General features: G+C 67.5%; 11 protein-coding genes and 1 tRNA gene. 5 read left to right on the forward strand and 7 right to left on the reverse strand.

Annotated features, from left to right (window positions below; genetic code table 11):
* Nucleotides 1–159: 159 nt before the first annotated feature.
* Complete coding sequence (locus J2X36_RS19610; RefSeq protein ID WP_310352901.1) at nt 160–2,358, reverse strand: hypothetical protein; 2,199 nt, start codon at nt 2,356–2,358, stop codon at nt 160–162.
* A 291-nt stretch (nt 2,359–2,649) separates the two neighbouring features.
* On the opposite strand from J2X36_RS19610, the gene J2X36_RS19615 reads away from it, so the two are divergent.
* Nucleotides 2,650–2,964 carry a helix-turn-helix domain-containing protein gene (locus tag J2X36_RS19615; protein ID WP_132256405.1) on the forward strand — a complete coding sequence of 105 codons (315 nt, stop codon included), beginning with the start codon at nt 2,650–2,652 and terminating at the stop codon, nt 2,962–2,964.
* 656 nt (nt 2,965–3,620) lie between these two features.
* On the opposite strand, the gene J2X36_RS19620 is transcribed toward J2X36_RS19615, so the two are convergent.
* Nucleotides 3,621–4,511, reverse strand: a complete 891-nt coding sequence (locus tag J2X36_RS19620) for a LysR substrate-binding domain-containing protein (protein WP_310352904.1) — start codon at nt 4,509–4,511, stop codon at nt 3,621–3,623.
* A gap of 123 nt (nt 4,512–4,634) precedes the next feature.
* Here J2X36_RS19620 and J2X36_RS19625 point away from each other — a divergent pair, with 123 nt between their 5' ends.
* Together J2X36_RS19625 and J2X36_RS19630 are read left to right on the forward strand one after the other, a co-directional pair.
* Complete coding sequence (locus J2X36_RS19625; protein WP_405029823.1) at nt 4,635–5,882, forward strand: MFS transporter; 1,248 nt, start codon at nt 4,635–4,637, stop codon at nt 5,880–5,882.
* A 328-nt stretch (nt 5,883–6,210) separates the two neighbouring features.
* Nucleotides 6,211–6,978, forward strand: a complete 768-nt coding sequence (locus J2X36_RS19630) for an alpha/beta hydrolase (RefSeq protein WP_310352906.1) — start codon at nt 6,211–6,213, stop codon at nt 6,976–6,978.
* Nucleotides 6,979–7,488: 510 nt separating this feature from the next.
* Here J2X36_RS19630 and J2X36_RS19635 read toward each other — a convergent pair.
* The 5 genes from J2X36_RS19635 to J2X36_RS19655 form a co-directional block, all read right to left on the reverse strand.
* Complete coding sequence (locus tag J2X36_RS19635; RefSeq protein WP_310352908.1) at nt 7,489–8,016, reverse strand: cytochrome P460 family protein; 528 nt, start codon at nt 8,014–8,016, stop codon at nt 7,489–7,491.
* Nucleotides 8,017–8,051: 35 nt separating this feature from the next.
* The gene (locus tag J2X36_RS26910) at nt 8,052–8,327 is read right to left on the reverse strand and encodes a hypothetical protein (protein ID WP_405029824.1); all 276 of its coding nucleotides are present in this window, start codon (nt 8,325–8,327) and stop codon (nt 8,052–8,054) included.
* Nucleotides 8,309–9,061, reverse strand: coding sequence for an SDR family oxidoreductase (locus J2X36_RS19645; RefSeq protein ID WP_310352910.1), 753 nt, complete (start codon nt 9,059–9,061; stop codon nt 8,309–8,311). The genes J2X36_RS26910 and J2X36_RS19645 overlap by 19 nt, the downstream gene beginning before the upstream one ends.
* A gap of 382 nt (nt 9,062–9,443) precedes the next feature.
* Complete coding sequence (locus J2X36_RS19650) at nt 9,444–9,926, reverse strand: hypothetical protein (RefSeq protein ID WP_310352979.1); 483 nt, start codon at nt 9,924–9,926, stop codon at nt 9,444–9,446.
* Between the two features lie 165 nt (nt 9,927–10,091).
* Nucleotides 10,092–10,167, reverse strand: a tRNA-Glu gene (locus J2X36_RS19655).
* Between the two features lie 110 nt (nt 10,168–10,277).
* Here J2X36_RS19655 and J2X36_RS19660 point away from each other — a divergent pair.
* Nucleotides 10,278–11,264: an RluA family pseudouridine synthase gene (locus J2X36_RS19660; RefSeq protein WP_310352912.1), complete on the forward strand. Its 987-nt coding sequence runs from the start codon at nt 10,278–10,280 to the stop codon at nt 11,262–11,264.
* Nucleotides 11,265–11,553: 289 nt separating this feature from the next.
* The gene (rpoH, locus tag J2X36_RS19665) at nt 11,554–12,444 is read left to right on the forward strand and encodes an RNA polymerase sigma factor RpoH (protein ID WP_132256726.1); all 891 of its coding nucleotides are present in this window, start codon (nt 11,554–11,556) and stop codon (nt 12,442–12,444) included.
* Nucleotides 12,445–12,477: the final 33 nt, after the last annotated feature.

Below are 12,477 nucleotides of genomic sequence, written 5' to 3' on the forward strand. Positions count from 1 at the left end.
GAGCCCCGCAGAACCTGCGCTTACTTGTGGCCGGGCTCCTGAACCGAAAGGACCGCTTTCAGCCAAACCCGGCCAGCAGCTATGCGCGCATCCCGGCCATTCGGTCGATCCGGGGCAACATCCCGAAAGCAGTCATTTCTGCAGCCCAGCTCACACCCTTTAGTGAATTTCTGGATGGTGCAGCGGGTTGTGAAGTGACGCTATTCCTACGAGACCGACGCCGGAATTCTGGTCGGCTTCTTGTGGGTATGGACTTGGCACAGGGTTACCGGGTGGCAGCGGGCTGGAATGTCCAGCGCCTGCTCCGAACACGAGGTTGCCGTCCGCGTCGATCGTCGCCAGCGCGGGAGCCGTGGTATTGGTTTGCGGAGGTTGCACCGCGATCTGCGGCAAGGCATTCGTCGAATGCGCTGCTGAATGCGACACCGCTATGTCTGCCGACTTGCCAGGCGCAGTTTCGGGAACTTGGTGAAGCATGTCTGCCGCCCGGCCGTTCTCGGTGGCACCCTCGGCTTTCGTCTGCGACAGGTCGCTCGCTTCAGTTGATTCAGATTGCGGGACAGCCTCGCCTGACGTTGGCGATCTAGGCTCCGTCTGCGTTGCATGCTCCTCCACACCGGTCAGCTTCGTAGTGCCGGAGGTGTCCGCCCCGTTCGCCGGCTGCATGACCTGACTTGGCGGCACATGGCTCGCCTCGGCGGTGATGCTGGAGGTCTCCGCCGCGTCCGATGCCTTCGTGGCCTGACCGGGTGGTACGAGGCTCGCCGCGACTGCCGTACTGGAGGTGTCCGCCGCGTCCGCCGGCTGCATGACCTGACCCGGCGGCACATGACTCACTGCGACTGACGTACTGGAGGTGTCCGCCGCGTCCGCCGGCTGCATGACCTGACCTGGCGGCACATGGCTCGCCTCGGCTGCCGTGCTGGAGGTGTCCCCCACGTCCGGTGCCTTCGTGGCCTGACCTGGCGGCGCATGGCTCACCGCAACTGCCGGACTGGAGGTGTCGGCCACGTCCTGTGCCTTCGTGGCCTGACCGGGTGGTACGAGGCTCACCGCCACTGGGGTGCTGGAGGTGTCGGCCACGTCCGCCCACTTCTTGGCCTGCCCAGTCGGAGCGTGGCTCGACTCGGCTGTCGTGCCGGAGGTGTCGGCCAGGTCCGACGCCTTCGTGGCCTGCCCAGACGGCACATGGCTCGCCTCGGCTGCCGTGTTGGTATCGGCCTTCTTGCCTGAGCCCGACTTGTCCTGCGACGACAAGCTCTCCGACGAGCTGGGTGTGTCGCCGCCCCGTTTCGCCTCGATCCTGGCCTCTGCCGCACCATCGCCGCCTCCGGCCTCGGCAGGAGGTGGGTCAGCAGGTGAGTGCGAGGCTGTGGCTGGCTTGGAGTGGGCCTCGCGGCGATGCGGAGCGCTCGCGCCATCGGGGTCTGTCTGGCTTTGCCGGTGCGCGCCCGCGAGCTTCAGCGGGTCCGGTCCTTCCAGCTCAGGCTCAGCCTGTTTTGCGGGAGTGACGCCAGCGCGCTCGGAGTTCGAGGGTATTCCGCCCCCGGACCTCCGAGGCTCGGCGTCCATGCCGAAGACGCTTGCCTGTATCGCCCCCGCCTCTACGCGCGCGCTGCCGGCCGCGCAGGCGAGGGGAGATGGCATATCACCCTGGGTCGCCTGCGACGCGAGCGAATGGCCTGGCTCAGTCGCGAAAAGAGCCGGATCCTGCGGCTGATCCAATTCCTCCGCCGCGGCGGCCTGAGCGACAAACATCATCGCTGCGAATAGGACGGCCTCAATCTGCCGGCGTTGGCCGTCGCTGCTCGAGGCGTCGCTTCCACTTCGGGATGCCTGTTGCAGGGGCACCTCGATCTGGGTGGCGTGACCGCCTCCAACAATAGGCGATACCGGCACGAGGGTGATGCGCCCGGTGGTGTCGAGATCACCGGCGAAAGCGTCTTCGGAGTAGAGGGTCAGGGCCGCCGCCGCGACGAGGGCCGCCAGCAGAGCCGCCGGGTGGACCGCGAACGTGGTGCCGGCGCCCCGCCGCCGAATCGGCAGCAGCTCCGGGTTCTGGGCCGCGATCTCGTCGAGGAGGGTGCGGAAGTCGCCCCCCCGCATCGTGTGGTCCAAGACCTCGGATGCCACCACGTAGCTGCCGTCGATCCGGGCGAAGTGCATGATGGCGTCGCCGTCGGGGCGGCAGAAGACGAACCAGGGATCGGCCTCGTCGCTCAAGCCCTGCTCGCTGGTGATCCGCATCCCAGCCCGGATCAGCGCGTCCTCGACCCGATAGAACTCGGCAAGTTCCTGCGGGGACCACGCGCCCTGGGTCGTTGAAGCAGGCCGGAAGAAGGAGATCACCTCGCCCATCGCCACGCTACTCCGAAAGCCTGGTCAGCCTCGTGGCCAATCAATCGTGCGGCGGTGCCCGGCCGGCGCCCGGGACCTTCGTGCCGAGCCGAGGCTGGCGCTCATGGAGCGTGCATTTTATCGCATCGAAGAAGGAGGTGAACATATCGTCGGGCACCGTGCGCTCTCCGACCAAGACCACCCTAAGCATCGGCCGCATCGACGGGTGATGTAGACAGGAATCTAGGCAATCCTGTATGGACGTCACTCTATCGATTGAAGCTTCGCGTCTCGAGCAGAAGGCGCCTCATCGTGTACGCTCATCATCAGCACCTGGATTCGGAGGAAGTCCGGGGATTGCGCCGGGAAGGCGGACGGTACCTGAAGGAGCTGCGCGAGGCGCGCGGCCTCTCCCAGCGGCAGCTCGCGCAGTTGGTCGGCGCCGATTACTACACGTTCATCTCGCAGCTCGAGACGGGCCGCGGCCGCATCCCGCCCGACCGCTACCGGGCCTGGGCCCAGGCGCTGGGCGTCGATGTCCGGCACTTCGTGCAGACGCTCATGCGCTTCTACGACCCGATGACCTACGACATCCTGTTTAGCGCGGGGCTGCCCGTTCGAGGCTGACCGACGGCAACAGGGGTGCGCGTCGATGGCAATCCGGGCAGGGACCGGGCCCTGTCGTGGACGAGCGGGCGCTAGCCCAGGGACGTGTGCAGCAGAACACAGGTGTCGACGAGCGTGAGCACAAGTCCGACCTGAGCCAATAGACCTTGTTATAAAGGCACGCTCCACGAGACGGCCTGTCTCTTTCCGCACAGGTTGCCTGACATTCTGGAACGGCGGAAGCGCTGAAGTTTCAAGCCCTGTCGGAACTTCGCTTGTGAAGGCTTGCCTTAGGAATGGCATTGGCCGAAGTGGGACGTCGCCTTCGCCCTGTGGCTTGCCCGAAAGCCGACCTTCTATTTGCGGCCAATGCGAGCCGTTCCGATTTGCGCCCATTCTCGTCACACAAGCGAGCGGAGCTGCCTCTGTGACGCGGTCATTGCTGCGGATCTACTACGGGGTTGTCGACGTCGTCGGCTCCTGTGTTGCCGCGATGAATTCGGCTGACGTCGGCGTCGACGCTCCCTGTGAGCCTGCCTTGGTCGTCGGCGCCCTGACACAGACCGGATGGCCGAGGTAGGAGCGTGGAAGTCTGCGACCTCTAATCCTGCGAGCAAGCCTGACCCTCCATGAATTTCCGAAGGACCGCTGCTCGCGCCGGGGCAGCATGTGCGCCTTCAGCCGGCTTGTTTCGATCCCTCCGCCACAAGCCAGTCGACCAGCGCCAGGAGCGAAGGCGTCTTGTCCGTGTCGGAAGGTATGAGTGCGACGTAGCCAGGGCGCGCTACGCGGATTTCCGGGAAGGGCGCGACGAGACGGCCCGCCGTGATGCTGCGGTCGAGAATCGGGAACGGCCCTATGCCGAGACCGAGGCCGTCCTCGACTGCCTGGAGCGTCACGAAGAAATGGTCGAACACGCGCCGCCGCGTCGCCGGGCCGTCTGAGAGGCCCGCCGCCGACAGCCAATCGGCCCAGTCGTTCGGCCGCGTCTCGGTGGCCAGCAAGGCGTGCCGTCCGAGGTCGGCTGGCACTGCGAGCGCGCGGCGCGCCAGCAGGGCTGGGCTCGCGATCAGGGTGTCGGCCTCGTCGAGGAACGGCACGGCGCGCTGATACGGCCAGGGACCCGCCCCGCGCCGGATCGCGAGGTCGAAGCCGCCGCGCAGCTCCTGGTGCAGCGTCGTGGTGGTGGTGACGCTCACATCCGCCTCGGGGCGCGCCATCCGGAACGCGTCGAGGCGCGGGATCAGCCAGCGCATCGCGAAGGTCGAGGGCGCACTAACGCGCAGCACACGGCGCGCCTCCGGGCGACCGCAGGCCTCGGCCGCGGCCATGACCCGGTCGAACGACAGGCTGACCTCGGCCGCGAAGGCGCGGGCGGCGGGCGTGGCGGCCATCCGGCGCCCGACCCGCACGAAGAGCCGCTGCCCGAACCAATCCTCCAGGGCGCCGATCTGCCGGCTCACGGCGCCGTGGGTCAGGCCGAGCTCGGCGCCCGCCTGCGTGAAGCTCCCGGTGCGCGCGGCGACCTCGAAGACCCGCAGGGCGTTGAGCGGCGGCAGACGGCGCATACGATGCCTCGATCCGTGAGGAAAACGCACGGCACTCGCGACGAGATAGGTGCTTTTCGCGCAGAACGCACGGGTCTAGGGCCGCGGCTGCATCGTCGTCCGATCATCCTCACGAGGAATGCCGTGCCGCTGGCCCTTCCGCAGACCGTCCCGAGCGCCGTGACCGACGGCGCGCGGCGACCGCGCCGCGCGCTGCTCGGCGCATGCCTCGCCCACGTCCTGCACGACGGCTACACCGACCTGCTCTACGTCCTGCTGCCGGTCTGGCAGGCGCAGTTCGGCCTCTCCTATGCGGGCTTGGCCCTGATGCGCTGCTTCTACTATGGGACGATGGGCGGCCTTCAGGTGCCGGCCGACCGCCTCGCCGCCGGGCTGACGAACCGGGCCGCCCTGGCGCTGTCGACGCTCATCGCCGCGGCGGGCTTCCTGATCATGGGCCTGACGGACAGCCTGTTCGGGCTGTGCGCCGGGCTCGTCCTCTCAGGCGTCGGGTCGAGCCTCCAGCATCCCCGCGCCTCGCTCCTCGTCTCGGAGGCCTACGGCGCGGACGCGCGCGGGCCACTCGGAATCTACAATTTCGCGGGTGATCTGGGTAAGGCCGTGTTCCCGGTGGCGGTGGCGCTGCTCCTCGGGGTGATCGCCTGGCGCCCGATCGCCGGCCTGATGGCCCTCGTGGGCCTCGTCGCAGCCGCCGCCCTGCTCCCGATCGTGCCCCGCGGGCGCCCGCCGCGGGCCGCAGCGGCGACGGCGGGGGGTGCTTCGCGCGGCGACCGCTCCGGCTTCCGCCTGCTCCTCGCCATCGGCGCGCTCGATACCGCGACCCGCATGGGCTATCTGCTGTTCCTGCCCTTTCTGATCCACGCGAAGGGCGGCGCGCAGACGGCCGTGGGGGTGAGCCTCGCCCTGATCTTCTCCGGCGGCGCGCTCGGCAAGGCCTGCTGCGGCTGGCTCGGGGAGCGGTTCGGCGTGGTACCGAGCGTGGTCGCGACCGAGACAGCGACGGCGCTCCTGATGGTGGCGACGCTCGCGCTGCCCCTCGGCCCCTGCTTCCTGCTGCTGCCTGTCCTCGGCCTCGTGCTGAACGGCACCTCCTCGGTCCTGTACGGGACGGTGCCGGAGCTGGCGCCCGCGGGCGGGGCCGGCCGAGCCTTCGCCCTGTTCTACACGGCGGTGATCGGCTCAGGGGGCCTCGCGCCGATCGCCTACGGCGTGCTCGGCGACCGGCTGGGCGAGAACACGGGCGTGGCCGCCGCCGCTCTGACGGCGCTCGCGACGGTTCCGCTGGTGCTCGGCCTGCGCACCAGATTGGGTGAGGGTACGGTGCGGCATCGCCATCGCGAGCTACCTGTCCTCACCGACGATCGGGGCTAGCGAGGCTATCCCCGAAGTCCCGCGTGACCCGAGGCAGAAACGCGCCAGCCTCGATTGCACCTGCGACGTGCTCGCGTCCGAGTCGTCAGGATCGCCGAGCCGGCCATACCGTCCCATCAAGGCTGGACGTGGAAGTGACCTCAGCAAAAGGTAGAGGCAAAGGACCGGCCTGCCCGTTCCTCAGCCCGACCCGCTCCCCCGTGACGGAGCGTGCCAGAACGCACTCCTGGACGCGTGCGCGCAACTGACGGGCGTATCCTTCTCGCGATGACGATCGAACCGGGAGCGAGCCTTCAGTAGCGGAGCCCCTGGACGGAGAGGCGCACCCATGATGACACGTCGAAGCTTGAACCATGCCCTTTTCGCGACCGCAGCGGCGCTTCTGCTCGCCGGCACGGCGTCGAGCCAGGAGCTACCCAGGGCACGCAATATCGTGCTCGTGCACGGGCTCTTCGCCGACGGGTCGTGCTGGTCGGAGGTCATTCCGAAGCTGCAGGCGGCAGGCCTGAACGTCACCTCCGTGCAGAACCCGCTCACCACCTTCGAGGAGGCGGTCGCCTCCGCGCAACGCGTGCTGGCCCGGCAGGAAGGGCCGACCGTGCTCGTGGGCCATTCCTTCTCCGGCATGATCGTGACGGAAGCCGGTGTCGACCCCAAGGTCAGTGCACTCGTCTACGTCGCGGCACGGGCGCCGGAGGCCGGTGAGGATTACACGGCGCTTGCCAAGACCTATCCGACGCCGCCGGCCTCGGCCGGGATCGTGTTCGACGGCGACGAGGGGCGTCTCAGCGAGGCGGCCTTCCTGAGGGACTTCGCTGGCGACCTACCCCCGGAAAGGGCCAAGGTGCTGTTTGCCGTCCAGCAGCCCTTCCGCAAGACCCTGCTGACGGGCAAGACAACCCAGGCAGCCTGGCGGTCCAAGCCGAGCTTCTACGCCGTCTCGACTGAAGACCGGACGATCAACCCGGATCTCGAACGCTTCATGGCCAAGCGCATGAACGCGAAGACGGTCGAGTTGAAGGCAAGCCATCTGTCCCTGATCTCGCAGCCGCAAGCCATTGCGGACCTCATCCTAGAGGCTGCCGGCCAGAGGTAAGGGCGACCCGTAAGGATCGGTCCCCAGGCCAATCGCACGCACCCGCGCCATCAAGGCCACCGCACGGTCCGGCGCGACGCCCCCTTTCCCGCGCGCAAACGCAGAGCGTGCTGGTTGGATCTCGACGTGGTGCGTTTCCCGCCTTGGAGCAGACGTTCGGAGCTGAAACGCGGAAGGTCCGGAAAGGGTCACTTCACGGCATCCACCTGTGCTGCGCCGAACGTCCGCTTCCCCATACCGTCTGCCCCGAAGCGGAGGGGCCGCCATCGGCCACCTATGGACCGTCTCTTCGCGCTCATTGCCGTCGTCCAGCCGATCCGGACCGCTTCTCGAAGCGGTCACTGCGGCGGGGCATCAGAGCTCGTGGAATCCCCGGCTTTCACAAGCCAACATCTGGGCGAGGGCCTGCTCAACGGAAAACGGATCGGGGTCCGTATCGGAAGCTCGGCGCCCTGCATCACGTCCTTCAATCAAGATATGGCCCCGAATACCGAAACCGACATACGGCGATCATTGCGCGTAGCGGGTAAAAACGAGATCTTCTGCTGCCTTTGTTTGAGTGTGGCAGGGGAAGCACGTCTTCATCAAAGCCTCACTGCGGTTGGCCTTGCCTCCTTCAAACTGGCCGTACCCCCAGCCGCCTGTTTCGATGTACTTCTTCGTATCCTTGACACTGATCTGGAGGTTGGTGGAGGCGCCTGGAACGAAGGATTGTTCTCGCCCGAATGCTGCGTTGTTTTCCTGTGACGGCACATGCTTCCAGGCCAGTCTCGCGATGACCGTCCCATCGGGGAAGGGCCGAATCCCTTCTCGAAATGCTCTGATCGCAATGTCATTGCCGAGAACGGCACGAAGGTCATCCAGGTCGCCCGCTTCATGAGCAACGCTGATCAGCCGCCAGTCGCGGTAGCCAGCAGGCACCTCGACACCAAAAATCGGGGAGGTCTCGGCATCACTGCCTCCGACCAAGTTTGACATGAAGGGTAAGAAGCACGCTGCCGCAGCGATGGCGGACAAGCGGATGTAGGCCAGATTCATCAAATCCTCCCCGCAACAGCGATTGCTCTTCGACTCTACTTACAGACACCTATTTCATTCTCTTGCAAAAGACAGTTTGCTAGCCGTTCCCAATATTCAAATTTACTGAGAAAGCCCGATGCCTCGGTTTTCGCCAGCCTGCCGATGAAAGGCTTGATTTCCCGCGGGTGCCACAGGAGAGCTCGCGGCGCGAACCCGAACTGCGCTTTGGCCCGGCGGTTGGAAGCTCCCGTTAGGCGCGCGTGGTAGGAGACAGCCTCCTTGCCAGTCAGCTTCAGCGCTTCCTCAATCGTCACGCGGCCCGCGACCATCGGAGCCACTCGTCCAGTCCGATGCGGCCGAGGCGAGCCTCGCCCAGCGGCACGAGAGAGTGCTCCTCGACGCGTCCGCCGAAGTAGCGGGCCTCAGGATCGCGCACGACCTCGCGCGGATCGCAGACCGCCTTCAGGTAGCGGGCGACGATCTCGTCGAACGGTGCCCGTTCCGGGCCGGCGATCTCGATGATGCCGCTCCTCGGCTCGGCGAGCGCCGCATCGGCGACGAAGGCGGCAACGTCGTCCGCCGCGATCGGCTGGAACAGGCCGGGCGAAAGCCTGACCACGTCGCCATCCGCGCTCGAAGCGGCGATGGCGCCGAGGAACTCCAGGAACTGGGTCGCGCGGACGATGGTGTAGGGGATGCCGGCGCTCTCGATCAGCGTCTCCTGCGCGACCTTCGCGCGGAAGTAGTCGTTCTCAGGCGTCCGCTCGATTCCGACGATCGATAGCGCGACATGGTGCCGAACGCCGGCTGCGGCCTCGGCTGCGAGAAGGTTGCGGCTGGCGGTTTCGAAGAACTCCAGCACTGCCCGGCCCTCGAACGAGGGCGAGTTGGCGAGGTCGATCACCACCTGCGCGCCGGCCATGGCCTCGTCGAGCCCCTCGCCGGTGATGATGTTGACGCCGGCCTTCGGCGAGGCGGCGACGACCTCATGACTGTGCTGCCGCAGGATCGCGACAGCCTTCGAGCCGATCAGGCCGGTGCCGCCGATGACGACGATCTTCATGATCCACCTCCCTGTCGACGACTGGAGGACGTTGACTACTCTCTTTCCAAGGGATGAGTCGCTGGCGTCACCTTGCTGCGATCCTGAACCGATCCTGGCGCCTTGGCCAACGCCTCGCCAGTGACTGTCGTCAACCGTGCCAGCCCATTGCCGAGTGATCCGACCGAACCAGCAGCCTGCTTTCTACAAGATCGACAGATGTGTTGCGCGAACTCATGCCATACGACGTGACCCGTGAGTGTTCGACACATCTCGGCAGCAAATAATATCTATTTCGGCAGTCAAGGTTTCGACGTGATATCTGTGTGGCTATCAATGAAAAAGCGGTGCTCGCGGGTGCATCATTGGGCCAATGGCTGCAGGGCCAAGATGGCCGCTTTCATCACAGCCGCGCCTCGTTCGAGATCGCCGCTGATGCGGTAGCTCGAACGCAGTGATCGGCCACCACGGTGTGGTCCGAGTTCAAGGTTTGGGGCACGGTTGGCCGCTCGGCCACGGGGGGCCTAGCCGGCGCGTCGGGCCAAACGGTGAAAGCCGGCCTGAACACCTCCAGCGCTGGAGGCCGATATGCGCGCACTTCGCCGTCAGCGATCTCGGGATCAGACCGCCCAAGAGCCTCGGCGTACGCGGCGTGCTGCTCCTGAAGTTCCAGCCCTTGGACGGACCCGAGGTCCCGCCCGATGCCGCGCCTCGGGACCTTCACGAGGTTGGGCCACCGACGCTCCCGCTCCTCCGCCGTCTGGAACTGCTGCCGAGGGTCTCCCTCGCGGCGTTCCGCCTCGTCCTCCGAGAGCAGAGCCGTGAGCCAGTCCTGCGCGATCTCGGCAGGGGAGGGCATGACGGCCGAGCCCGGGGCCACCTTCATGGGCTCGCCGCGCTTGGCCCGCTCGGCGGCCTCAAAGTCTGCAGAGAATCGTGGGAGGAGCCTAGCGAGCGCATTCTTGGCTGCGGAGTAGTCAGAGGTGCGGAGGCTCTGCCAGAAGCACAATGATTTCTGAAGCTTGAGCCGACCCAGCGGCTTAAAGCCAACTGGCGCTCCCAAGGGGAATCGAACCCCTGTTTTCGCCGTGAGAGGGCGACGTCCTAGACCGCTAGACGATGGGAGCTTTCCGGTCGGGAGGCGTTCGTATAGCGACGTGCCGGCGCGGGCACAAGGGCCGTCGGGAGCCTTTTTCGCTGCGCGGGTATCGGGTGGGGACGAGCGTTGCAGGACAGGATGGACGAGACCGGGGAACGCGTGGCCGTCGTCGCGCAGGAGGAGGGGGGGCGCCTCGACAAGGCCCTCGCGGCGGCCTTTCCGGACCTGTCGCGCTCGCGCCTGCAGGATCTCGTGCGCGCGGGCCACGTGCGGCGGGACGGCGAGACGGTGCGGGACCCCGCCCACAAGGTCGCGCCGGGCGCCCGCCTCTCCGTCACGGTGCCCGAGGCGTCGGCGCCCGAGCCGGCGGCCGAGCCCTTCGCCCTGGCGATCGTCCACGAGGACGACGACCTCATCGTGATCGACAAGCCGGCCGGGCTCGTCGTGCACCCCGCGCCGGGCCACGAGGGCGGCACCCTGGTCAACGGCCTCATCGCCCATTGCGGGGAGAGCCTCTCGGGCATCGGCGGCGTGCGCCGGCCCGGCATCGTGCACCGCCTCGACAAGGACACGAGCGGCCTCCTCGTCGTGGCGAAGAACGATCTCGCCCATCGCGGCCTCACCGCGCAATTCGCCGATCACGGGCGCAGCGGGCCGCTGGAGCGGGCCTACAAGGCGCTCGTCTGGGGTGCGCCCGAGCCCCGCAACGGCACGATCGAGGCGAATCTCGCCCGCAGCCAGCGCAACCGCGAGAAGATCGCCGTTGTGCGGGCGGGCGAGGGGCGGCACGCGATCACGCATTACCGCACCGAGGGCCTGCTCGGCCCCGAGGTCGCGCTGCTCGCCTGCCGGCTGGAGACCGGGCGCACGCACCAGATCCGGGTCCATCTCAGCCATCGCGGCCACCCGCTTCTCGGCGACGCGGTCTACGGCAGCGCCTTCAAGACGAAGGCGGCCCGGCTCCCCGAGCCCGCCCAGGCCGCGCTCGCGGCGCTGGACCGGCAGGCGCTGCACGCGGGGCTCCTCGGCTTCGCCCATCCGCGCACGGGCGAGGCCCTGCGTTTCGAGAGCCCGCTGCCCGCGGACATGGCCGCCCTCGTGCGCGCCCTTGGCGGCAGGCCGTAACCCGTAGGTCGGGCGCGCGAAGAGCGGTCGGAGATCGAGGGTGTGGCGGGTCCGGCACAGTCAAGGCTTTGGCGGGATCGGGTGCGCCATCACACCTCGACCCGCGACCAATCGTGCGAGGATCGACCCATAGGCCCGTTCGTGCGTTGACCACGACGTTCGCGCCGCGGACCCGCTACCGGATCGGGGATTTCCACAGTACAGATGGGAATTCGGACGACCGGCTCAAGGAGCGGTCGACCGCGCCATCGTCCGCCCACCATTGGGGGACAGTCCAAGGAGGTATGCCATGGCAGGCGCATTGCCGGTGCTCGCCAACGAGGGTGGCCTTTCGCGCTACCTCGATGAAATCCGCAAGTTCCCGATGCTGGAGCCGACGGAGGAGTTCACCCTCGCCAAGAGTTGGCGTGACCACGGGGACCGCGAGGCGGCCCACCGGCTGGTCACCTCGCACCTGCGCCTCGTCGCCAAGATCGCCATGGGCTACCGGGGCTACGGCCTGCCGATCGGCGAGGTCGTGTCCGAGGGCAATGTCGGCCTGATGCAGGCGGTCAAGCGCTTCGACCCCGACAAGGGCTTCCGGCTGGCCACCTACGCCATGTGGTGGATCAAGGCCGCGATCCAGGAATACATCCTGCGCTCGTGGTCGCTCGTGAAGATGGGCACCACGGCCAACCAGAAGAAGCTGTTCTTCAACCTGCGCAAGGCCAAGGGCCGCATCTCGGCCCTCGACGAGGGGGATCTGCGCCCCGATCAGGTCCAGCAGATCGCGACCCGCCTCGGCGTGCCGGAGCAGGACGTGATCGACATGAACCGGCGCCTGTCCGGCGACACCTCGCTCAACGCGCCCCTGCGCGAGGAGGGCGAGGGCGAGTGGCAGGACTGGCTCGTCGACAACAGCCCGAGCCAGGAGACCGTGCTCGCCCGCGAGGAGGAGGGGCAGAACCGCCTCTCGGCGCTGCGCGACGCGCTCTCCGTCCTCAACCCGCGCGAGCGGCGCATCTTCGAGGCGCGCCGCCTCGCCGACGATCCGATCACGCTGGAGGATCTCTCCGGCGAGTTCGGCGTCTCGCGCGAGCGCGTCCGCCAGATCGAGGTCCGCGCCTTCGAGAAGGTGCAGGAGGCGGTCAAGAAGAACCTCGCCGTGCGCGAGCTGCCGCGGACCGGCGCCGGGGCCTGAGGCCCCGGGCGGGCCTCGTTCTCGGGAGAGGGG

Source organism: Methylobacterium sp. BE186, assembly GCF_031457035.1.
GTDB classification, from domain to species: domain Bacteria; phylum Pseudomonadota; class Alphaproteobacteria; order Rhizobiales; family Beijerinckiaceae; genus Methylobacterium; species Methylobacterium segetis.